This is a genomic window from Kineococcus lubricus (assembly GCF_050871965.1).
Classification (GTDB): domain Bacteria; phylum Actinomycetota; class Actinomycetes; order Actinomycetales; family Kineococcaceae; genus Kineococcus.
Map to the genome: position 1 here is coordinate 41,392 of NZ_JBJLSK010000007.1, position 22,008 is coordinate 63,399.

Annotated in this window: 18 protein-coding genes; 3 read left to right on the forward strand and 15 right to left on the reverse strand. The window is 72.7% G+C overall.

What is annotated here, in order from left to right; translation table 11 throughout:
• Positions 1-65 precede the first annotated feature (65 nt).
• The 8 genes from ACRYRX_RS06865 to ACRYRX_RS06900 form a co-directional block, all read right to left on the reverse strand.
• A complete protein-coding gene (locus tag ACRYRX_RS06865) occupies positions 66-854 on the reverse strand; it encodes a prepilin peptidase (RefSeq protein WP_432511094.1) in 789 nt (262 codons plus the stop codon).
• A 1-nt stretch (position 855) separates the two neighbouring features.
• Entirely contained in the window at positions 856-2,565 is a 1,710-nt protein-coding gene (locus ACRYRX_RS06870) for a pilus assembly PilX N-terminal domain-containing protein (protein ID WP_432511095.1), read from the reverse strand.
• Between the two features lie 12 nt (positions 2,566-2,577).
• Positions 2,578-3,282, reverse strand: coding sequence for a PilW family protein (locus tag ACRYRX_RS06875; RefSeq protein WP_432511096.1), 705 nt, complete (start codon positions 3,280-3,282; stop codon positions 2,578-2,580).
• Entirely contained in the window at positions 3,279-4,541 is a 1,263-nt protein-coding gene (locus ACRYRX_RS06880) for a type IV pilus modification PilV family protein (RefSeq protein ID WP_432511097.1), read from the reverse strand. Before ACRYRX_RS06880 ends, ACRYRX_RS06875 begins: the two co-directional genes overlap by 4 nt.
• 35 nt (positions 4,542-4,576) lie before the next feature.
• Complete coding sequence (locus ACRYRX_RS06885) at positions 4,577-4,969, reverse strand: type IV pilin protein (protein ID WP_432511098.1); 393 nt, start codon at positions 4,967-4,969, stop codon at positions 4,577-4,579.
• A gap of 101 nt (positions 4,970-5,070) precedes the next feature.
• Positions 5,071-5,544: a type II secretion system protein gene (locus tag ACRYRX_RS06890; protein WP_432511099.1), complete on the reverse strand. Its 474-nt coding sequence runs from the start codon at positions 5,542-5,544 to the stop codon at positions 5,071-5,073.
• 225 nt (positions 5,545-5,769) lie between these two features.
• Complete coding sequence (locus ACRYRX_RS06895; RefSeq protein ID WP_432511100.1) at positions 5,770-7,023, reverse strand: type II secretion system F family protein; 1,254 nt, start codon at positions 7,021-7,023, stop codon at positions 5,770-5,772.
• A gap of 14 nt (positions 7,024-7,037) precedes the next feature.
• Positions 7,038-8,378, reverse strand: coding sequence for a type IV pilus twitching motility protein PilT (locus ACRYRX_RS06900; protein ID WP_432511101.1), 1,341 nt, complete (start codon positions 8,376-8,378; stop codon positions 7,038-7,040).
• Between the two features lie 275 nt (positions 8,379-8,653).
• On the opposite strand from ACRYRX_RS06900, the gene ACRYRX_RS06905 reads away from it, so the two are divergent.
• Positions 8,654-10,198, forward strand: coding sequence for a GGDEF domain-containing protein (locus tag ACRYRX_RS06905; RefSeq protein WP_432511102.1), 1,545 nt, complete (start codon positions 8,654-8,656; stop codon positions 10,196-10,198).
• On the opposite strand, the gene ACRYRX_RS06910 is transcribed toward ACRYRX_RS06905, so the two are convergent.
• Positions 10,199-11,437 carry a globin domain-containing protein gene (locus ACRYRX_RS06910; protein WP_432511103.1) on the reverse strand — a complete coding sequence of 413 codons (1,239 nt, stop codon included), beginning with the start codon at positions 11,435-11,437 and terminating at the stop codon, positions 10,199-10,201.
• Positions 11,438-11,658: 221 nt separating this feature from the next.
• Between ACRYRX_RS06910 and ACRYRX_RS06915 the strand changes: the two genes are divergently transcribed.
• Complete coding sequence (locus tag ACRYRX_RS06915; protein WP_432511104.1) at positions 11,659-12,291, forward strand: hypothetical protein; 633 nt, start codon at positions 11,659-11,661, stop codon at positions 12,289-12,291.
• Between the two features lie 15 nt (positions 12,292-12,306).
• On the opposite strand, the gene ACRYRX_RS06920 is transcribed toward ACRYRX_RS06915, so the two are convergent.
• The 4 genes from ACRYRX_RS06920 to alaS are packed head-to-tail and all read right to left on the reverse strand — an operon-like array spanning position 12,307 to position 17,521.
• A complete protein-coding gene (locus ACRYRX_RS06920) occupies positions 12,307-13,167 on the reverse strand; it encodes a shikimate dehydrogenase (RefSeq protein ID WP_432511105.1) in 861 nt (286 codons plus the stop codon).
• A gap of 4 nt (positions 13,168-13,171) precedes the next feature.
• Positions 13,172-14,266 (reverse strand): endolytic transglycosylase MltG, encoded by a 1,095-nt coding sequence (mltG, locus tag ACRYRX_RS06925; RefSeq protein ID WP_432511106.1) that lies wholly within the window; start codon positions 14,264-14,266, stop codon positions 13,172-13,174.
• A gap of 11 nt (positions 14,267-14,277) precedes the next feature.
• Entirely contained in the window at positions 14,278-14,832 is a 555-nt protein-coding gene (ruvX, locus tag ACRYRX_RS06930; RefSeq protein ID WP_432511107.1) for a Holliday junction resolvase RuvX, read from the reverse strand.
• 7 nt (positions 14,833-14,839) lie between these two features.
• A complete protein-coding gene (gene alaS / locus ACRYRX_RS06935; RefSeq protein ID WP_432511108.1) occupies positions 14,840-17,521 on the reverse strand; it encodes an alanine--tRNA ligase in 2,682 nt (893 codons plus the stop codon).
• Positions 17,522-17,715: 194 nt separating this feature from the next.
• Between alaS and ACRYRX_RS06940 the strand changes: the two genes are divergently transcribed.
• Positions 17,716-20,061, forward strand: a complete 2,346-nt coding sequence (locus ACRYRX_RS06940) for a glycoside hydrolase family 65 protein (RefSeq protein ID WP_432511109.1) — start codon at positions 17,716-17,718, stop codon at positions 20,059-20,061.
• 7 nt (positions 20,062-20,068) lie between these two features.
• On the opposite strand, the gene ACRYRX_RS06945 is transcribed toward ACRYRX_RS06940, so the two are convergent.
• Positions 20,069-20,587, reverse strand: coding sequence for a type II toxin-antitoxin system PemK/MazF family toxin (locus ACRYRX_RS06945; protein WP_432511110.1), 519 nt, complete (start codon positions 20,585-20,587; stop codon positions 20,069-20,071).
• Positions 20,587-21,942: a replication-associated recombination protein A gene (locus ACRYRX_RS06950; protein ID WP_432511111.1), complete on the reverse strand. Its 1,356-nt coding sequence runs from the start codon at positions 21,940-21,942 to the stop codon at positions 20,587-20,589. Before ACRYRX_RS06950 ends, ACRYRX_RS06945 begins: the two co-directional genes overlap by 1 nt.
• Between the last annotated feature and the right edge of the window lie 66 nt (positions 21,943-22,008).

Below are 22,008 nucleotides of genomic sequence, written 5' to 3' on the forward strand. Positions count from 1 at the left end.
CTTCACTTGCTGTGTCGGGCCGGCCGGCACCGGCCTTGAGGCCGGACGCACAGCGTGATCCGAACTCACACGGACGGCGCAATGCCCGCCATCCCGAGGTACCACTGGGCGACCGGCGACGCGATGAACAAGGCGAGGAAAGCACCCAGCAGCATCGAGGGGCCGAACGGCACCTTGGTTTTCAGGGACCCGCCGGTGAGCAGGACGGCCACACCGACGACCCCACCGATGAGGAACCCGGCGAAGGCACCGACGACCAGCGCATCCCACCCCCACCACCCGAGGTACAGACCGAGCACGCCGGCGAGCTTCACGTCGCCGTACCCCATGCCGCCTGGCTTGACGATGACCGTGACCTGGTACAGGAACCACAGACCCGCCCCACCGACGAGGGCTCGTCCGTACGCGCCCCAGTCCCCCGTCCCGGCGCTGGCCGCGGCCAGCAGCACCAGGGCGACCAGGTAGGACGGTTTCACGATGGCATCCGGCAGCCGCCGGACGTCAAGATCGATGAGGGCCAGGGCCACCGCGATCGCACCGAAGTACAAGTAGGCCGGGAGGGCGGCGCTAGGACCGACGACCCACCCAAGGGCGGTGAAGACAGCGGCGGTACCGACCTCGACGAGGGGGTAGCGCACGCTGATCGGCACCCCGCAACCGCGGCACCGGCCGCGCAGGACGAGCCAGGACAGCACGGGCACGTTGTCCCGGCGCAGGATCTCCCGCTCACACCCGGGGCAACGACTAGCCGGCCGGACGACGGACTCGCCCCTCGGAACGCGGTGCACGACCACGTTGAGGAAGGAACCGATGAGCAGGCCGAGGAGCGCGCAGGTGGCGATCAGCACAGTCACCTCAGTCCTCCGGCGACTGGTACTGGGGAGAAGTCTCCGCGGTCTGCTTCACCTGGAAGGAGCTCGTCGTCGGCTCCAGGAAGTGGGGTGGTGCGTCGTACTGCAGTCGCGGGTCGTAGAGGTAGTTCTTCAGGTACCCGGACTTGTTCTTGACGACACCACGGAACTTCTGCGTCAGGTTCCCGGTGATCGACAAGGTGCTCGCGAAGCTCCCGAGGTCCGGACGCATGAGACCGATCGAGTGCTGGACGCTGAGGAGCGCCGCACTGACCCGGGCCTTGCCGTCCTCGCTCCCCTTGCCGAGGTAGTCCAGGTCCTGCTTGTTGGAGTTCGTCGGGTGCCAGTACCAGATGTTCCGCTCGGCGATGAGGCCGAGCATGCTGTCCCCGTTCGTCCCGTTCTTGTAGTCGATGTTGTCCGTGATGATGAGGTCGTTCTTGGCGGCGACGGTCAGCCGGCCGTCGAAGGCATTGGCCTTCAGTCCGTCCTGCGCACTGATGAAGACGTCCCCCACCTTGCAGTTGTAGAGGTCGAGGTCGCTGAAGTTCGTCTCGCCCGAGATCGGGAAGCCGAGGTTGTTCGCTCCCTTGCCGGTGGCGGTGGGGCACGTGGGCGGTGGCGTCTTGAGGTTCGTCGCGGGCCAGTAGTTGGGGTCGTTGGACAGCGACGGGACGTTGTCGACGTAGATGACCCCGTTGACCGGCACGTCGATCCAGGTGTTGAGGGCGCACGCACTGGTCGTGGTCTTCGTCCAGGGGCTCTCGACCCTGATCTTGTCCCCCTTGAGGGTGATGCGCGTCGGCCCGACGAACAGGCAGCCGGGAGGGCTGGCCGGGGCCGCGGTCTGCTCCTTCAGCTCACCGTTCGTCTCCGGCATGTCGAGGGACTTGGCCAGGGCCGGGGTACCGCCGAGGAACTTCTGGTTCTGCGTGCTGCCACAGGAGTCGGTGCGGTAGTACTTGCCGTAGTACGGAGCGTGGTCGGTGTACACCGGCGAGTTGAACGTCACGTTGTCGCAGATGAGCATGACGTCCTTGCTGTACACCGGACCGCTCAACGTGTCGTCCGCGAACTGGATGTTGCCGCAGCCGCTGGGGCGGTACTCGTAGTACTTCTCGCAGTTGGCCGTGGCCCACGCCTGACTGGGGTTCCCCGTCGGCGAGTACTGGAACGGGTCCTTCGTCTCGTACTGGGTGTAGTAGAGGTTGTCGAGGAACCCCGAGCGTCGGATGGTGCTGACGACGGTGCGGCTCTCCCCGCCGACGCGCCCGGTGGACGTGATGGCCATCGTGCCGTTCGCGGCGACGGCCGCCGCCCCCCCGACGGCCGGCTTGCCCGTGTAGGTCTCGGTGTTCACCTCGTAGTGGAAGTACCCCCGCTGGACCGCTCCCGACTGAGGGACCGGGCTCCAGTTGGGGTTCCCGGAGACGTCCTTGCCCATCGCCGGGTTGGCGGCGTCCACGCTGGTGCGGCCGTCGTACTTGTAGTACAGCCGGTCGGTGTTCAGCCGCTGCACGTAGTCGTCCACACCCGCCTGCGCCGCCTGCAGGGCCGCATCGTAGTCCTGCTGGTTGCGCTGGAAGGACTGGCTGCGCAGGACCGTGGTCAGCACCAGCGTCGAGACGAGCATGAGCATGACGAGGGCGATCACCACGGTGATCATCGCGAAGCCGGCGTCCTCCCCGGAACGTCGGCGCAGGAACGTGCGCATGGTGTGGCGTCCTTAGTCGAGGTTCTGGTTGACGACGGTGCTGGTGAAGGTCGTCCCCTGGAGCGGGCCGCTTCCGTCGGAGTCGACGGTGAGGTTCACGCGCACCTGGCGGATCGCCAGCGCGGCGTTCCCCGAGGGGACGGTGGTCGAGATCTTCTTGTCCGGCTGCTCGTACAGGTAGGTGAAGAGGGGCTGGCTGGAGCTGCTCACGACGTTGCGGGCGATGACGCGGGTGGTCCCGACCGTGCCGTAGGTGGACTTGAGGCCCTTGCCGGCGACGAGGGGTTTGATCGTGGTCTCGCTGAGCACTCCCCCGGACAGTCTGTAGGTCAGGCGCACGGGATCGGCGGCGGCACCGGGGAGGGCGGGGTTCGGCCTCGCCCCCACCGTCGCGGTGAAGGTGACGGCGTCGGCTGCGACCTCGGTGAACGCTGCGAGCTTGGGCGGGTCGGTGATCGTGGCCGCCGCGCTGGGGTCCTGGAGATAGCTGGCCATGCGCAGGGACCGGCTCACGGTGTCCATGGCGATCTGCACGTCGGTGGTGTCGTTCTCCCGGGTGATGGTCGACCGCTGCAGCCGGTAGGACTGCACCACGACGACCGCCACCACCGAGATGAGGATGCCCATGATGAGCATGGTCACGCTCAGTTCACCCAAGGTGATGCCGGCATCGCCGGACTCGCGGGACCGGCGGATCCGCCGGCGGAGCGCGTTCACGGGACCACCACCGACTGCAGGGGCAGCGCGGCACTCAGCGTGGTCGGCAGGAGCGTGCTGGCGGGTGCGGTGCCCCAGCTCGCCTTCCAGGAGCCGAACGGGAGGGCGACCTTCACCGACGCCGCCCCCGCGGTGACGGGGACGCTGAGCTGCTCGGTGGCGCCACCGCTGCAGGTCGCGGCGGCGGAGGTGTTCGTGAGGTACAGGGTGCGGGCGCCCGAGGACGCCGCGAAGGTGGCGGTCAGACCGCCGGTCGGCACCACCTTGGTGATCTGGGCGCCGGGCAGGGCGTCGTTGACGAGCGTCTGCTCCGCAGGACTGCTCGGGGTGCACCCGCCGAGCCACACCGCGTAGCCCGCGGCCTCGGGCCACCACTGCGACGAGCCGCTGTACCCGGGCGTGGACGCCAGGGTCTGGTACTTGCGCTTGGTGAGGTCCGCCGAGAGGAGCTGCGGGACAACGGTGTACTTCGCCGCGGTCGGCACGCGGTAGGTGCCGAGCGGCTGCCCCGTCGGCCCGAAGCTGAGGTTGAAGGTGGTCGCTTCGTCGAAGCTGATGGACGACGTCGCCACCTGGCCGGCGGCGATGCCCGGCTCCGAGGTGGCCGGGCTGGTGCTCGTGGAGTCGACCCACCCGGTGCGGGCGACAGTGACCCTGTTGGTGGTGGTGGGCGTCAGGCCGTCGAAGAAGGCGCACCCGTCGTCGTCGGTGACGGCGGTCTCCCCGGTCGCCAGCGTGACCGGCTGCTGGGCCACCGGCCCGGGCGCCGCCTTGCCCACGCCCGAATCGCGCACGACGACCGCGAGCGCGCCCTTGCTGCCGTCGGCGATGTCACCGGCGTACTGGACGATGGTGTCCTCCCGGACCGGGGCGACCTGGCTGCTGTTCGGCCACGTCACGACGACGCCCACCTTCTTGTAGAGCTGGCCGCCCACACCGCCGGCGCTGCAGGACCGCTTCTTGCCGTCGCTGTCGATGAAGACGGGGGTGACCAGGGTGCTCACGGTGTACGTGATGCCGGCCGGACCGGCCACCGGCTTGGTGCTGCTCAGGATCTTGGCGTAGGCGGTGCCGCGCACGAGGTCCAACTGTTCCATCGCCAGCTTGGACGCGACGGCCCGGCCGCGGTTGTCCTTGGTGAGGGTGGCGGACTTGATGAGGACACCGGCGGTGGCCACCGCGACCAGGGCGAAGATCACCATCGCGATGATCGTCTCGGTGAGGGTGAATCCGGCGTCCTCGTCGTGGCGCGCGTCCACTCGTTCGCTCCTCGGTCGGTCGGTGGTCGGGTTGCTCAGCAGACGCCGACGGCGAGGCCGCCGTCGGCGCTGAACCGGTAGGTCTTGCTGCTCCCGGCGTCGTTGGTCAGCGCGACGCACCAGGTCGTGGAACTCGCGGGGTTGGTCAGGGACGAGGTGGCGAGCCGGGTTCCACCCGTGAGCTGCACCTCGGCGCCGTACGCCGGGTTGCGGTTGTCGGTGATCAGCACGTAGCCGGGCTTGGTCGTCGTGTCCAGCGCCTGGATGGTGCCGGTGCCGTCGACGAAGTACGCCGCCAGCTCCTTGCCCACCCGGGAGACGTCAGCCTTGGTCGCGGCGTCACGGGCTTTGGCGCGCTGCGACAGGAACACCGGAATGGCCACAGCCGCCAGGATTCCGATGATGATCATGACCACGAGGAGTTCCATCAAGGTGAAGCCGGCATCCCCGCGTCGCTCGTTTCGCACGCTCGCCCTTTCGACAGGAAGGGGGTGGGCTCGCGCCCACCCCCTTCGTCACATGTTCCGGATCAGTAGGTACCGGCGGTGGTGCAGGCGCCCTGGGTGAGGCCCGTCTTGGCGGAGTACTGCCAGTCCTTCTTGGTGCCGTTCGGGTTGGTCAGCGCGACGCACCAGGAACCAGCCTTGTTGGTGGTGTCCGAGTACACGATGGTCGCGGTCTTGACCTCGGTGCCATCGCTGACCTTGGAGGTGGCGATAGCCGCAGCGCCGGCGACCGCGGGGGTCTCGGTGAGGCTGTAGGTACCGCTGGAGATGGCGATCGCGAGAGAACCGGTCCCGTCGACGTAGTAGCTGCTGATCTCCTTGCCGACGGTCGAGACGTCCGACTTGGTGGCGGTGTCGCGCGCCTTCGCGCGCTGCGACAGGAAGACCGGGATGGCGATGGCAGCCAGGATGCCGATGATGATCATGACGACGAGGAGCTCGATCAGGGTGAAGCCCTGGTCCTTGTCCTCGATCGACTTGCGGATGCGAGCGAGCATCTGATGCTCCCCTTCGTGAGAACCTGGAGCCGCTCGCGGGTCGCGCACCGGGTGACCGGTGTGGCGGCTCTTGTACTGAAGTGATCGACCGGCGTACCGACCGGCTTGAGCACCGAAGTGACCCGATCACCCGGAGGGAGCAAGAGCCCTCCGCGGGAACGGCGACGGCCCGTGAGCGTGGGAGCTCACGGGCCGCCTGCCGACACCTCCGGCGGGGTTATCGGGTCAGTTGATGAGGTTGAAGACCCCGAAGATCGGCATGTAGAGAGCGATGATCATGGCGCCGATGATGCCGCCGAGGACGGCGATCATCAGCGGCTCGATGAGGCTCGTGAGAGCGTCCGTGGTCGCCTCGACCTCCTGGTCGTAGAAGTCGGAGATCTTGTGCAGCATCGAGTCCAGGGCCCCGGTGTCCTCCCCGACGCTCATCATCTGCACGACCATCGCGGGGAAGATCGGGTGCTGGGCCAGTGGCCCGGCCAGCGACTGGCCTGACCGCACGCTCTCCATGACGTCGACGGCCGCTCGTTGGACGACGACGTTGCCCGCTGCACCACCGACGATGTCGAGGCTCTGCAGGATGGGGACGCCGGAGCGCAGCATGGTCCCGAGGTTGCGGGTGAAGCGGCTCAGCGCGATCTTCTGCGTCAGCGTGCCGAAGATGGGCAGCTTGAGCTTCAACGGGTCGACGACGTTGCGGACGGCGTCGTTGTGCTTGACGCGTTTCCAGGTGATGGCCCAGACGATGAACAGCACCAGCCCGATCGGCGCCACCCACTTCATCGCCGCGGACAGGAAGACGAGGATCTTCGTGGGGAGCGGCAGCTCCCCGCCGAGGTCGGAGAACATCTTCGTGAACACGGGCACGATGAAGAGCAGCATCCCGACGACCGCCAGGATGGCGATGACGAACACCACGACGGGGTAGGTCATCGCCGACTTGACCTTGGCCTTCAGCTTCACCTCGGACTCGAAGTTCTCGGCCAGCTGGACGAGGACCTGGTCGAGGAAGCCGCCGACCTCGCCAGCGCGGATCATGTTGATCATCAGCGGCGGGAAGACGTCGATGTGCCGGCCCAGGGCCGTGGAGAGCGCGACGCCCGTCTCGACCTCCGCACGCACCTCGCCGAGGGTTTCGGCGAGCTTCTTGCTCTCCGTCTGCTCGGCCAGGATCGCCAGCGCCTTGATGAGCGAGAGCCCCGACGACACCATCGTGGCGAACTGCCGCGACATCAGCGCGAGGTCCTTCAACCCGACCCGGTTGGACCCGGGCAGGTTGATCTCCATCTGCATGCCCTTGCCGACCTTGGACGCCTCCACCGAGACGGGCGCGAGGCCCTGACTCTTCAGACGGGTCAGGACGGCGCCGGAATCACTGGCCTCGAGGGTGCCCTTGACGAGCTTGCCCGAGCGGTCGCGCGCGGAGTACTCGAAGGTCGTGTGCCCGGTCCTGGCCGGGGCCTTGGTGGCGGCTGCCATCGTCCTGTCCTTCCTCAGCGCCCGGTCAGGCGACGGAACTCGTCGGCGGCGGAGCACTTCTCCAGGCCGTGTTCGAACGTGATCTGGCGGGTGCGGACCAGCTCGGCGAGGTGCTGGTCGAGGGTGTGCATCCCGTACTGCGCGCCGGCCTGCATGGCGGAGCCGATCTGGTGGGTCTTGCCCTCGCGGATGAGGTTGCGGATGGCGGGGGTGGCGACCATGACCTCGGTGGCGACGACGCGGCCGCGGCCGTCGGCGCGCTTGCACAGCGTCTGGCAGACGACGCCCTGGATGGCGCCGGCGAGCTGAGTGCGGATCTGGGTCTGCTGGTGCGGGGGGAACACGTCGATGACGCGGTCGATGGTGGAGGCGGCGCTCTGGGTGTGCAGGGTGCCGAAGACGAGGTGACCGGTCTCGGCGGCGGTCAGCGCGACGGAGATCGTCTCGAGGTCGCGCATCTCGCCGACGAGGATGATGTCGGGGTCCTGGCGCAGGACGTGCTTGAGGGCGTTGGCGAAGCTCTTGGTGTCCTCGCCGACCTCGCGCTGGTTGACGATGCAGCTCTTGTGGCGGTGGAGGAACTCGATGGGGTCCTCGACCGTCATGATGTGGTCCTTGCGGGTGCGGTTGGCGAGGTCGACGATCGAGGCGAGCGTCGTCGACTTGCCGGACCCGGTGGGGCCGGTGACCAGCACGAACCCGCGCTGCAGGCCGGCGAAGGACCCGACGACGGGCGGGACGCCGAGGTCCTCCAGCGGCCGGATGTCGAAGGGGATCTGCCGGAAGGCGGCGCCGATGGACTCGCGCTGGCGGTAGACGTTGACGCGGAACCGGGAGTGCCCGGGGACCTGGTAGGCGAAGTCGAGTTCGAGGTTCGCCTCGAAGGTCTCCCGCTGCTTCTGCGTGAGGATGGCGTAGACGGCTTCCTGCAGCACGTTCGAGGTCAGCTTCGGGAACTCGTCCATGGCGGTCATCTCGCCGGAGACGCGCCCGGTGGGGTGCGTGCCGGTGGTGAGGTGGATGTCGGAGGCGCCGAGCTCGAGGGCCCGGACGAGGACGTCGTTGACGCGCAGCTTCGCCGCCTGGCGGGGGTCGCCGGTGGTGACGAGGGGTTCGTGGGCGAGGTCGCCGTGGGTGGGGGCCAGCTGCGCCACGGGCGGCTGGGCCTCGGGGGCCAGGTGCACGGCCCGGGGCTGCGGCACGGGCTGGGGCGCGGCGGTGGGCGCGGCGGTGGGCGCGGCGCCCAGGTCCGCCTGGTCCTGCTCGAGCTGCTTGAGCAGCGCGCTGATGTTCGGCCGCGCCGCGGGGACGCCGTCGGCGCCCGGGCGCAGGTTCGTCGGGACGTACGGTTCCACGGGCTGACCACCCTGACCAGCGTTGTCCATCTCGCTCCCCACACGGCACGACGGAACGGACGGCGGAGTGCCGTCGCTCTCCTGTGCTCATCGGTCCGCCCCGGGAGGCCCTTGAGGGCGGCGATCACGGGCGTGGGCCGTTCGGGTGGCGGGCCGTCCGGCGGGTGGCCCCCTTGCGGGGGCCAATGTCCTGGAACACCGCGTGGCGCCGTCGCGAGGACTCCATGATCTGACGGACAGTGATCAATCGATGACTCTGACGCATGGGGGACGGCGTGCTGAGGCACCGGACCGGCAGGACCCGCCTGCTCCTGGGGTGCGCCACCCTGCTCCCCCTCGCCCTGACCTGGCTGTGGGTGCTCCTGGGACCGGCCGCCACCGTGACCGTCGCCGTCGTCGCCGGCGCCTTCGCCGCGGCGGGAGCGGCCTTCGCCGCCGCTGTCCTGAGCCCGACCCGGGCGGGGCGGTGCGCGCTGCGCCTGGTCGGGACCTACCTGGCCGCCACGGCCCTCGGCGACACCTACTGGCTGGCCACGTCCTCCGACACCGGGTTGCGCTACGTCGACGGGCAGTTCGAACCCGGGCCCACGGTGATGCTCGGGCTCCTGCGCTACCTGGCCCTGCTGGCCGTGCTGGCGAACCAGACCCCGGCCGGGACCACCGGGGGCCCGGCCCGGCGCCGGCTGTACCGGGGCCGCCCCACGGTCGTCCACCTGCACCTCACCGCCACCGCCGTCGCGCTGGTCCTGCTCCTCACCCCGCTGGGCCGGGCCGTCGACGACGGGACGTCCTGGGCGCTGTTCTGCACGTTCGACCTGCTCGTCCTGGTCGACGCCGCCGCGGTCGTGTGGCGGCGCCTGGCCGGTCGGGAGACCGCGCGGGGAGCGCACCTGCCCGCCCTGCTGACCGCCGTCGGCGTCAGCGCGCTCGTCGTCGGCGACGTCGGGATGGTCGTCGGCCAGACCGCCGGTTCCGGGCCCGGCTGGCTCGCCGGGCTGTGCACGACCCTCGGCGGGGTGGTGCTGCTCGTCCTGACCCACCTGGGGTGCCCGGCCGACGCGCGCCCCGCCCCCAGCGCCCTCCCCGCGGTCCCGGCCCGGACCCCCGAGGCGCTCGTGGTGGCCGGGACGCTGCTGACGCAGTACCTGGCGCCCGCCGCGACCGCGGCGATCGCCGGTCACCGGATCGCCCTGGGCACGGACGCCCCCGGGGCGGCCACGCTCGGCACCGTGGGCACCGGCCTGGTGCTGGCGCTGGCGCTGGCGGGGCTGCGCGTGCGCGACGCGCACCGCGACGAGCACGCCGCCGGCTCCGCCCGGCGCGACGACCTGACCGGCGCCTACACCCGCCGGGGGCTGCGCGACCTCGCCGCGCAGGTGCTGGCCGCCGAACCGGCCGGGCTGCTGCCGCGCCCGCGCGCGCCCCGTGCGGACGGCTGGCACGTCCTGCTGGCCGACCTCGACGGCTTCAAGGCCGTCAACGACACCCACGGGCACGCGGCCGGTGACGAGGTGCTGCGGGTCGTCGCGTCGCGGCTGGCCGCCGTCGCCGAGGGGCACGGCGTCGTGGCCCGGCTGGGCGGCGACGAGTTCGTGCTGCTGGTCCACGTCCCCGACCCGGTGGACCTGACCGGGCTGCTGCACCGCCTGCAGGCCCGGGTCCCCGAGCCGGTGCGGCTGCCGTCGGGGAGCGTGGCCGCGGTGGGGCTGTCCACCGGGACCGCGGCCGTCGGCGCCGACGGGCTGCCCGGGGCGCTGCACGTCGCGGACGTGCGCATGTACGCCCACAAGCAGGCCCGCCGGCACGCCCGGGACCGCTGATCAGGCCCCCGGCGTCGGGACCCCGGCCAGGTCGGCGGCCCACAGGTCCGGCCCGAAGACCTCGTACTGCACGTCGCGGGCCGCCACGCCGCGCTCCAGCAGCGCCGAGCGGACGGCCTTCATGAACGGCACCGGCCCGCACAGGTAGTAGATCGCGTCCGGCGGCAGGTCGGCGTCGTCGAGGTCGTCGAGGTCCAGGAACCCCTCGTGGACGCCCTGCACCGGCAGGTCCGCTCCCCCGCCGTCCTCGAACCAGACGTGCGCGCGGGCCCCGGGCAGGGCCGCGACGTCGGCCAGCACCTGCTCGCGCAGCGCGAAGGACTGCGCGCTCGCGTCGGCGTGCAGCAGCAGGACGGGCAGGTGCGACCCGGCCGCGGCCAGGTGCGACAGCATCCCCGCCATCGGGGTGATCCCGATGCCGGCGCTGGCGAACACGACCGGGCGGCCGCCGTCGTCGAGGACGACGTCGCCGAAGGGCACCGACAGGGTCAGCTCGTCACCGACCCGCACGTCGTCGACGAGCCGGTTGGACACCTCCCCCGCGGGCCGGCCGCCGCCGTGGACCCGCTTGACCGAGAACTGCCGGTGCCGGCCGTCGTCGGCGCGGGTGAGGCTGTACTGCCGGGGCTGGCGGACCCCGTCGGGCATCGTCACCTGCACGGTGACGTACTGGCCGGGCAGCGACGTCTTCACGAGGCGGTCGTCGGCCCGCTCGACGAGGAAGGTGACGACGTCGGCCGTCTCCTGCTGCTTGCGCACGACCCGCCACGTCCGCCACACGGTGTCGGGCCGGACGCCCCGGGCGCTGTACAGGCCGCGCTCGATGTTGATGAGGGCGTAGGCCATCAGCCAGTAGACCTCGTCCCAGGCGCGCGCCACCTCGGGGGTCACGGCGTCGCCGAGGACGTCCCCGATGGCGTGGAACAGGTGCTCGTGGACGACGTCGTACTGCTCGGGCCGGATGCCGAGGGTGGCGTGCTTGTGGGCGATGCGCGACAGCAGCTGCTCGGGGAGCTGCTCGGGGGTGCGCAGCAGTGCGCTCGCGAACACGGCCACCGACCCGGCGAGCGCGACCTGCTGGGTCCCCTGGGCCTGGTTGCCCCGGTTGAAGGTCCCGTCGAGCAGTTCGGGGTGGGCGGCGAACATGTGGGCGTAGAAGCGCCGCGCGATCTCGGCGATGTGCTCGCCGACCACGGGCAGGGTGGCTTCGACGACGGGGCGGGAACGGTCCGACAGCACGGCGGTCTCCTCCAGGCGGCGGGTGCAGCAGCTGCTGCACGACCGAACGTAGCGGGGCCCGCGAGCACCCGTCCGTTCAGGGGAACCTTCCTCCTGGAGCCCCGATCTCGTTGCGGTGCAGGGACTTCCGACCCTGGTCAGGTGCCGGTCGGTGGGCGGGTCCGGGGCGGTCACCGACCCCGGCGGAGGCCGTCGCACCCGCGCGGAGGACAGTGGGCGGCGTGGACGACCAGCACCTCGCCAGCCCGCCCGCCCCCACCTCCGGACGCCCGCCGGGCGCCTGGCTGAGCTGGGTCGCGGCCGTCGTGGGCGTCGGGGCCGTCGCGGTGCTCGTGTACGTCGCCACGCTCCTGGTGGGGTCCGCGCGCGAGTCCCGCGCCGTGGAGGAGGCCGGGCGGAACCTGCCGGCCGTCGGGACGTACGCGCTGCGCGGGGCGGAGCTGACGCAGGAGCCGTCGGAGCTGTGGCGGCTGACCGCGACGCAGGCGCAGGTCCGTCCCGACGGGGTGCGGGTGCTGTTCACCTGGACGAACGCGGCCGGGCAGGAGCTGCCGTGGTCCTGCCCGGGACCGGTGCCGCTGGACACGTGGCGCAGCGCGTCCGTCGAGGTGCCGGGGGCGGCCGCCGGGGCCACCGCCTCGCGCTGCCGCCGCGACGCACCGGCCGCGGCGGACGTCGCGCCGGACGCCACGGTGCAGGACTGGCAGGAGTTCCCGCGCGACGGCGCGTGGGGCGCCGGGCCCACCCGGCTGACCGCGCAGCCGGCGCAGGACGGCGCGGGCGCGGCGGTGGACACCGACCCGGCCGTGACGTTCGTCGTGGACCTGGCCGCGGCGGAGTTCACCGCGGACTGAGGCCGGGGCGGGACCTCAGGCGCGGGCCCGCTCGGCCAGCACCGCCAGCCCCGCCGCGCGCATCGCCGCCACCGGGCCCTCGCGCCCGGTCATGAGCTCGACCTGCGCGACGGCCTGGTGCAGCAGCATCTCGAAACCGTTGACCACGGTCCCGCCCCACCGCTGCGCCAGGGGCGTGGGCCAGGGCGCGTACACGACGTCGAGCAGCAGCGGCCACCACGTGGGCCGGAAGGCGCCGAGCAGCGCGTCCGTCATCGCCTGCGACCCGCCGATCGGCACGGTGGAGATGACGACGTCGGCGGTGAGGGCGACGGGCAGCTCGGACCAGTCGCGGATCTCGACCTCACCGCCGAGGCGGGCCGCGACGCCGCGCAGCTCGGCGGCGCGGTCGGGCGAGCGGACGACCGCGACCGGCCGCGGGCACCCGGCCTGCAGCAGCGCCACGACCGCCGAGCGGGCCGTGGCCCCCCCGCCCAGGACGACCCCGCGCCGGATCCGCGCGGCCCCGGCCTCGGCCAGCGCCGTCACCAGGCCGATGACGTCGGTGTTCTCCGCCCGCAACCGCACCCCGCGCCGGCCCGGGGTGTTGCGGCGGTCCAGCCGGGGGGTCACCACGACGGTGTTCACCGACCCGACGGCGCGGGCGAAGTCGCTGACCTCGTCGACCAGCGGGACGATCGCCTGCTTCAGCGGCATCGTCAGGCTCAGCCCGGCCCAGGTGGCGTCCAGCGCCTCCACCACCGAGGGCAGCCGCTCCTCGTCGACCTCCAGGAGGTCGTAGTCCCACCCGGTCAGCCCCAGCGCCGCGTACGCGGCGCGGTGCAGCGCCGGGGACAGGGAGTGCGCGATGGGCGAACCGCAGACCGCTGCTCTCACGTGACTACTTCGCGTCCGGGTGGTCGCGCAGGTACTGCTGGAACAGCTTCACGTTCGCGTCGTGCTCGGCGGCCGTGGTGGCGAACCGGGTCTCCCCCGTGGCCAGGTCCACGGTGACGAAGAACAGCCACGGACCCTCCGCGGGGGCCAGCGCGGCCCGCAGCGCGTCCTCCCCGGGGTTGCTGATGGGCCCGGCGGGCAGCCCGGGGTGCAGGTAGGTGTTCCAGGGCGTGTCGGTGGCGCGCTGCTCGGCCGTCGTGGTGACGGTGCCGGTCGACCCGGCGCCGTAGCTGACGGTCGAGTCCAGCTGCAGCGGCATGGCGATCGCCAGCCGGTTGTCCAGGACCCGCACGACCTTGGTCATGTCCTCGGCGCTGCGCGCCTCCTTCTGCGCGATGCTCGCCTTCACCACGACGTCGTGCACCTGCTCGGGGGCCACCCCCAGCGACGACAGGACCGTCGTGGTCTGGGCCACCATGGCCGCCAGCACCTGCACGGCGGTCTCGTCGGGGTTCACCTCGTACGTGGCGGGGAACAGGTAGCCCTCGGCGTTGCCGTTGGCCGCCGCGGGCAGCCCCAGGGCCACCGGGTCGGCCAGGGCCGCGTTCAGCTCGTCGCCGTTGATGCCGGTCGCCTTCTCCACCAGCGCCACGACCTGCTTCACCGTCAGCCCCTCGGGGACGGTGAGCTTCGTGGTCACCTTGGAGGTGGGGTCGAGCAGCAGGGCGACCGCGGCGGCGGCGGACATGCGCTCCTTGAGGCGGTAGGTGCCGGGCTGGATGCCGGCCATCTTCGGCTGCGCGGCGGCGGCCGAGACGAAGGCGCTGCCGGACTTCACGACGCCGGCCTCGGTGAGGGTGCGCCCGATGGCGCGGCCGGTGTCCCCGGCGACGATCTTCACGTCGACGGTGCCGGTGCCGGTGCCGTCCCAGTCGTCGCTCTCGGTGAGCCGGGCCACCACCGGGCCCAGGGTGCCCCAGGCCGCGGCCGTGCCGCCGCCGAGGACGGCCAGGGAGGCGACGATCGCCACGAGCGCGCGACGGCGCTTCACCTTGCGGCGCCGGCGGGCGCCGGCGTCCTGCGTGTCCGGTAGGTCCATCAGGTCCATCATCAGTCCCTGCCCTCCGTGGCGTCGGGTCCCGACGTCCTCGTCTGCGCGTTCCCTGCCCCACCCTGCGCACGGTGCCGGGCCTTGCGGCGCACCTTCGGCCCCTCGACCACCCGTCCGGCGGGGTGCCCCGCACGCTCCGCGTCGAGCGCTGCCTGCAGGAGCACCACGGCGGCCGCCTGGTCGACGACGGCCCGGAACTGCTTCTCCCGCTTGCCCGCGGCGTGCAGCGCGCGGTGCGCGTCCACCGTGCTGAGGCGCTCGTCGACCAGCCTGACGGGCACCTCGGGCACGGCCCGCCTGATCTTGTCGGCGTAGTCCAGCGCGCGCAAGGCCGCCGGGCCCTGCGTGCCGTCCATCGACAGCGGCAGGCCGAGCACGATCTCCACGGCCGCCCGCTGCCGGGCCTCGTCGGCGATCTCGGCGACGTCGGCGTCGTGCTCGGCGTCGCGGACCAGGGTCCGGACGGGTGAGGCGATCACGCCAGCAGGGTCGCACGCCGCGAGGCCGACCCGGACGCTGCCGACGTCGACGGCGAGTCGCACACCGGGCCTCACCGACGGATCACACCGAGCCCGTGACGCGGGCGCCGACGAAGTCGACGATCGCGGTGAGCGCCGCGCCGACCTTCGAGGCGTCCTGCCCGCCGCCCTGGGCGAGGTCGTCCTTGCCGCCGCCACCGCCGCCGAGGGTCTGGGCCGCGGTGCGGACCAGCTCACCGGCCTTGACGCCCCAGGTGCGGGCCTCGGCGTTGGTCGCCACGACGACGACCGGACGGTCCTTGGCGACGCCGGCGATCGCGACCACGGCGGGCCGCTCGTCCCCGAGCCGGGACCGGACGTCCAGGACCAGGGTGCGGACGTCGTCGGCCGAGGCCGCGCCGGCGTCGTGGGCGACGACCCGCACGCCGAACGTGTCGATCGGGCTGGCCGCGATGGTCGGGGCCTGGGCCAGGACCTGCCCGGCCTTGAGCTTGGCGATCTCCTTCTCGGCCTCCGACAGGCGCGTCAGCAGCGAGCCGATGCGGTCGGGCAGCTCCTCGGGCCGCGCCTTGACGACGTCGGTGAGCTGGTTGACGAGCAGGTGCTCGCGGGTGAGGAAGTCGAACGCGTCGGCGCCCACGAGGGCCTCGATGCGGCGCGCGCCGGACCCGATGGAGCTCTCGGACAGGATCGAGACCATCCCGACCTGCTGCGAGGTGAGGGTGTGGGTCCCCCCGCACAGCTCCTTGGACCAGTTCTCCCCGATGGAGACGACGCGCACGCGGTCGCCGTACTTCTCCCCGAACAGGGCCATCGCACCGGAGTTCAGCGCGGCGTCGCGGTCCATGATCTCGGCCGCGACGGGCAGGTCGTCGTGGACGCGCTCGTTGACGACGCCCTCGATGTCGCGCACGACCTGCGTGCCGACCTGCGTGGTGGAGGAGTAGTCGAAGCGCAGCCGCCCGGGCGCGTTCTGCGACCCGGCCTGGGTGGCGGTGTCGCCGAGGTGCTCGCGCAGGACCTGGTGGACCAGGTGGGTGGCGGTGTGCGCGCGGCTGATCGAGCGGCGCCGGGCGGCGTCGACGACGGCGTGGGCGCTCTCGCCGGCGACGAGCTCGCCGCTGGTGACGGTGCCCTTGTGGACGATCAGCCCGCGGACGGGCTGCTGCACGTCGGTGACGGTGACGACCGCGCCCGAGGCGGTGGTGACGGTGCCGTGGTCGGCGAGCTGCCCACCGCCCTCGGCGTAGAACGGCGTGCGGTCCAGGACGACCTCGACGTCGGTGCCGACGGGCGCCGACGGGGTGCTGACCCCGCCCTGCAGGACGACCTGGACGCGGGCCTCGTTGGCGGCCTCGACGTACCCGGTGAACTCGACGGGCGCGGCGAGGGTCTCCAGCGTGGAGCGGTAGACGGTCAGGTCGACCCCACCGGTCTTCTTCGCCTTGGCGTCGGCCTTGGCGCGGCCGACCTGCTCGGCCATCAGCGTGCGGAACCCGGCCTCGTCGACGGTGACCCCGGCCTCGGAGGCCATCTCCAGCGTGAGGTCGATCGGGAAGCCGTAGGTGTCGTGCAGCGCGAACGCGCGCTCGCCCGACAGCGTCGTCGCGCCCGCCGACTTCGCCTGCGCCACAGCGGTCTCGAAGATCGCCGTCCCGGAGACGAGGGTGCGGCGGAAGGCCTGCTCCTCGGCGTAGGCGACCTTGGCGATGCGGTCGAAGTCGGTGCGCAGCTCGGGGTAGGAGGCGCTCATGACCTCCATGGAGGCCGGCAGCAGGATGGGCAGCGCCTCGTCCTCGAAACCGAGCAGGCGCATCGCGCGGACCGCGCGGCGGATGAGGCGGCGCAGGACGTACCCGGCCCCCTCGTTGCCGGGGGTGACGCCGTCGCCGATGAGCATGAGGGCGCTGCGGACGTGGTCGGCCACGACGCGCATCCGGACGTCGTCGTCGTGGTTCGCGCCGTACTCCTTCTCGGAGGCGAGCGCCGCGTAGTCCAGCACGGGCCGGACCTCGTCGATCTCGTACATGTTGTCGACGCCCTGCTTGAGGAACGCGACGCGCTCCAGGCCCATGCCGGTGTCGATGTTCTTGGCGGGCAGCTCGCCGGCGACGTCGAAGTCGGTCTTCGAGCGCACCGCGGAGAGCTGGTACTGCATGAACACGAGGTTCCAGATCTCGATGTAGCGGTCCTCGTCGGCCTCGGGGCCGCCCTCGGCGCCGAACTCGGGGCCGCGGTCGAAGTAGATCTCCGAGCAGGGGCCGCCGGGGCCGGGCTGGCCGGTGTTCCAGTAGTTGTCCTTCTTGCCGCGGCGCTGGATGCGCTCGGCGGGCATCCCCTGCTCGCGCCAGAGCTGGAACGCCTCGTCGTCGTCGAGGTAGACGGTCGTCCACAGGCGCTGCGGGTCGAAGCCGAGGCCGCCGTCGGCCTCGGGGGTGGTCAGCAGCTCCCAGGCGAAGGCGATGGCCTCGCGCTTGAAGTAGTCGCCGAAGGAGAAGTTGCCGTTCATCTGGAAGAACGTGCCGTGCCGGGTGGTCTTGCCGACCTCCTCGATGTCGAGGGTCCGCAGGCACTTCTGCACGCTGGTGGCGCGCTTGTACGGCGCGGGCACCTGGGCGGTGAGGTACGGGATGAAGGGGACCATCCCGGCGACGGTGAACATGAGGCTGGGGTCGGTCGACACCAGCGAGGCGCTGGGGACGACGGTGTGCCCCTTGCGCTCGAAGAAGTCGAGCCACCGGCGACGGATCTCTGCCGTCTGCATCGGACGTGCCTCCTGCTGTGCGTCTCCACCCGCGAGGGTGCCTGGATGTACAGCCCTCGACCCTACCCGTCCGTCCGGGCGGCCCGGCGGGGTGCACGGCGGGGTGCGGGCGGGCTGGAGGTGCGGGAGTCCGCGGTGGCTGCTCGGATGTGGGCACCGCCGCCCGTCCGACACCTGTGGAGGACCCCGCTCCCATGCCGACCGACCCCGCCGCCGACTCCGTCCCGGACCGCGTCGAGGACGCCGTGCACCAGCTCGCCGCCGCCCACCCGTGGGCCGTGCGGGAGGGCCCGCTGGACCTGGGCCGGCTGGCGCAGGTGGAGTCGCTGTTCGCGCTGTCGAACGGCCGGGTCGGGGTGCGCGGCTCCCTGGAGGAGGGCGCTCCGGCGGGGGCTCGGGGCACCTACCTCAGCGGCGCCTACGAGCTGTGGCCGCTGAGCTACCCGGAGTACGCCTACGGCTACCCCACCGTGCAGGAGCGGCTGGTCGGGGTGCCCGACCCGACGCGCGTGGAGCTGTTCGTGGCCGGTGAGCGCCTCGACGTGCGCACCGGCGACCTCACCGACCACCAGCGCGTGCTGGACCTGCGCAGCGGCACCCTGCAGCGGCACCTGCGGTGGACCTCCCCCGCCGGGCACCGGGTCGTCGTCGACGCCGAGCGGCTCGTCCCGCTGGAGCGGCCGGGGCTGTTCGCCCTCGACTACCGGGTGCGGGCCGACTCCGAGCCCGTGGAGGTGGAGGTCCGGTCGTCCGTGGTGGCCTCCCAGCAGCTGCACGAGACGGTGACCGCGGCCCGGCACCGCGGCGGGGTGCTGCGCCAGCGCACCGACGGCAGCGGGCTGGCGGTGGCCGTGCACGTCGAGCACGACGTCGTCGGGCCGGCCGCGACGGACGTGCGCACCCACACCACCGGCGACCGGCTGGTGACCTCGGCACGGGTCCGGCTGGAGGCGGGCGAGGCGCTGCGGGTGACGAAGGTCGTGGCGCTGGGCTGGGCGCCGCAGGCCGAGCGCGACGACCTCGGCGGACGGCTGGACGCGCTGCTGGCCGAGGGGGTCCGCGAGGGCTGGGAGCGGTTGCGCGCCCAGCAGCGGGCGGTCCTGGACGACTTCTGGTCCCACGCCGACGTGCACGTCGACGGCGACGACGACCTGCAGCAGGCGGTCCGGTTCGCGCTGTTCCACGTGTTCCAGGCCGCCGCGCAGGGCACCGACCGGGGCATCCCGGCGAAGGGGCTGACCGGCACCGGGTACGACGGGCACACCTTCTGGGACACCGAGGTGTTCGTGCTGCCGGTGCTGAACCACGTGTGGCCGCAGGCCGCGGCGGACGCGCTGCGCTGGCGGCACCGGATGCTGCCGGCGGCCCGCGAGCGGGCCCGGGAGCTGGGGCTGGCCGGGGCGACGTTCCCGTGGCGCACGATCACCGGCCGGGAGAGCTCGGGGTACTGGCCGGCCGGGACGGCCGCGGTGCACCTGAACGCCGACATCGCCGACGCGGCCGTGCGGCACCTGCACGCCACCGGCGACGACGACCTGGCCCGCGAGGCGCTGGTCGACCTCGTGGTGGAGACCGCGCGGTCGTGGGTGGTGCTGGGCCGGGAGGACTCCGCGGGCCGCTTCCACGTCGACGGGGTCACCGGGCCCGACGAGTACAGCGCGCTCGTCGACGACAACGCCTACACGAACCTCATGGCGCAGGCGAACCTGCGGGCGGCCGTGGACCTGGTGAAGCGGTTCCCCGAGCGGGCCGCGGCGCTGGGGGTGGACGAGGAGGAGGTGGCGACGTTCACGCGGCTGGCCGACGCCGTCCACGTCCCCCGCGACCCCGAGACGGGTCTGCACGCCCAGGACGAGGGCGCCACCCAGCGGCAGCGCTGGGACTTCGAGAGCACCTCGGCCGAGCAGTACCCGCTGCAGGACTCCTTCCCCTACTTCAGCATCTACCGGCGGCAGGTCGTCAAGCAGGCCGACCTGGTGCTGGCGATGCACCTGCGGCCGGAGGCGTTCACCCGGGAGGAGAAGCGGGCCGCGTTCGAGTACTACGAGGGCCTGACGGTGCGGGACTCCTCGCTGTCGGCGTCGGTGCAGGCCGTCGTGGCCGCCGAGGTGGGACACCTGGGGCTGGCCGCGGACTACGTGCACGAGGCGGCGTTCGTGGACCTGCACGACCTGCGGGGCAAGACGGCCGACGGGCTGCACATCGCGTCCCTGGCCGGGGCGTGGACTGCGCTGGTGGCCGGGTACGGGGGCATGCGGGACGCCGACGGGGAGCTGTCGTTCGCGCCGCGGCTGCCGGAGGGGCTGCGGGGGCTGCGGTTCCGCACCCGCCACCGCGGGTCGTGCCTGGAGGTGTCGGTGGGCGCGGCGGACGTGCACTACGCGGTCGTGGAGGGGGGCCCGGTGCACGCGGTGCACCACGGGGAGCGGTTCACCGTCGACCGGTCGGCCCCCGTCGTGCTGGCGGTCCCGCCGGTGGCCGACGAGGGCCTGGTCCGGCCGCGGCAGCCGCGGCACCTGGAGCCCCGGCGGCGCCGCTGACCGGCGCTCACCAGCCGTGCAGGCGCCGCGCGCGGGCGGCGACCTCCTCGAACCGGGCCCGGTCCAGCGCGGCGCCCTCGCGGCGCACGTCGCGCGGGGAGACGGTCAGGACCCGGTCGAGGCGGACCTCGCTGGGACGGCCCTGCCGGTCCCAGGCCCCGGTCCCGACGTCGACCCAGACCCGGCCGTCGGCGGGGCGGGCGTCGTGGTCCTTGCTGGTCATCATGAAGCCGACGAGCTCGTCGCCGCGGCGGCCGGCGACGAGCACGGGCCGGTCCTTGCCGCGGCCGTCGCCCTCCTCGAACGGCACCCAGGCCCAGACGACCTCGCCGGGGTCGGGCCGCCCGTCGGCGCGGGGGGCGTAGTCCAGCACGACGTGCGCGGCTGCGCCGAGGTCGCGGGCGCCGCGGCCGCGGCGGGGCGCCGGGCGCGCCGGGGCGGCCTCGGGGGTGGGGGGCGCGCTGCGGGGCACGGCGAGCTGGCGCTCCACCTCGCGCAGCAGCACCCGCACGATCTGACCGAACATCAACGCCCCCTGACGATCCTGCGCAGCCGCGCGAGCCGTTCCCGCACGGCGGCCTCGAAACCCCGGTCGGTGGGGACGTAGTAGTCCTTGCCCACCAGCGCGTCCGGGGCGTACTGCTGCGGCGCGACCCCGGTGGGCACGTCGTGGGTGTAGACGTACCCGGCGCCGTGGCCCAGCTCGCCCGCCCCGGCGTAGTGGGCGTCGCGCAGGTGCGGCGGCACGGGCCCGCCCAGGCCCGCGCGGACGTCGGCGATGGCGGCGTTGACGCCGTTGTACGCCGCGTTCGACTTCGGCGCGGTGGCGTTGTGCACGACGGCCTGGGCCAGCACGATCCGCGCCTCGGGCATGCCGATCTGGGCGACCGCGTGCATCGCGGCGACCGCGGTCTGCAGCGCCGACGGGTCGGCCATCCCGACGTCCTCGCTGGCGCAGATGACGATGCGGCGGGCGATGAACCGCGGGTCCTCCCCCGCCTCGATCATCCGCGCCAGGTAGTGCAGGGCGGCGTCGACGTCGGAGCCGCGCATCGACTTGATGAACGCGCTGGCCACGTCGTAGTGCTGGTCGCCCTGGCGGTCGTAGCGGACCGCGGCCCGGTCCAGGGCGCGCTCGGCGTCGGCGAGGGTGACCACCGGCTCGCCCTCGCCGTCCAGGGCGGTGCCCGCCGCGGCCTCCAGGGCGGTCAGGGCCCGGCGGGCGTCGCCGTCGGCGACGCGGACGAGGTGGTCGAGGGCGTCGTCCTCGACGCGCACCTCCCCGGCCAGGCCGCGCGGGTCGGCGACCGCGCGGCGGACCAGGTCGCGCACGTCGTCGGCGGTCAGGGGCCGCAGCGTCAGCAGCAGCGACCGGGACAGCAGCGGCGTGACCACGGAGAAGTTGGGGTTCTCGGTGGTGGCCGCGACCAGCACGACCCAGCGGTTCTCCACCCCGGGCAGCAGCGCGTCCTGCTGGGCCTTGGTGAAGCGGTGGATCTCGTCGAGGAACAGGACGGTCTGGCGGCCGTACAGGTCGCGGTCGGTGCGGGCGGTCTCCATGACGGTGCGGACGTCCTTGACGCCGGCGGTGACGGCGGACAGCTCGGTGAACCGGCGCCCGCCCGAGGAGGCCAGCACCGTGGCCAGCGTCGTCTTGCCCGTGCCCGGCGGGCCCCACAGGATCACCGAGGCCGGCCCGGCGCGGCCGAGGTCGCCGTCGGAGGCCAGCCGCCGCAGCGGGGAACCGGGGCCCAGGAGGTGCTGCTGGCCGACGACCTCGTCGAGGGTGCGCGGCCGCATCCGCACGGCGAGGGGGGCCCCGGCCAGCACCGAGGGCCGCCCGGAGCCCTCCGCGGGTTCGGTGGAGAACAGGTCGGACACGCACGGCACGGTACGGCGTGCCCCGGGCGCGCCGGTCCCGGCGGGCGCCGGAGTCGCAGGTGTCTC

What these genes read in the sequence shown, in the direction of transcription:
- ACRYRX_RS06870 (WP_432511095.1), bottom strand. Translation starts at nt 2,565, where the DNA reads ATGCGCACGTTCCTGCGCCGACGTTCCGGGGAGGACGCCGGCTTCGCG.
- ACRYRX_RS06885 (WP_432511098.1), bottom strand. Translation starts at nt 4,969, where the DNA reads ATGGAACTCCTCGTGGTCATGATCATCATCGGAATCCTGGCGGCTGTG.
- ACRYRX_RS06890 (WP_432511099.1), bottom strand. Translation starts at nt 5,544, where the DNA reads ATGCTCGCTCGCATCCGCAAGTCGATCGAGGACAAGGACCAGGGCTTC.
- ACRYRX_RS06895 (WP_432511100.1), bottom strand. Translation starts at nt 7,023, where the DNA reads ATGGCAGCCGCCACCAAGGCCCCGGCCAGGACCGGGCACACGACCTTC.
- mltG (WP_432511106.1), bottom strand. Translation starts at nt 14,266, where the DNA reads ATGGACCTACCGGACACGCAGGACGCCGGCGCCCGCCGGCGCCGCAAG.
- alaS (WP_432511108.1), bottom strand. Translation starts at nt 17,521, where the DNA reads ATGCAGACGGCAGAGATCCGTCGCCGGTGGCTCGACTTCTTCGAGCGC.
- ACRYRX_RS06940 (WP_432511109.1), top strand. Translation starts at nt 17,716, where the DNA reads ATGCCGACCGACCCCGCCGCCGACTCCGTCCCGGACCGCGTCGAGGAC.
- ACRYRX_RS06945 (WP_432511110.1), bottom strand. Translation starts at nt 20,587, where the DNA reads ATGTTCGGTCAGATCGTGCGGGTGCTGCTGCGCGAGGTGGAGCGCCAG.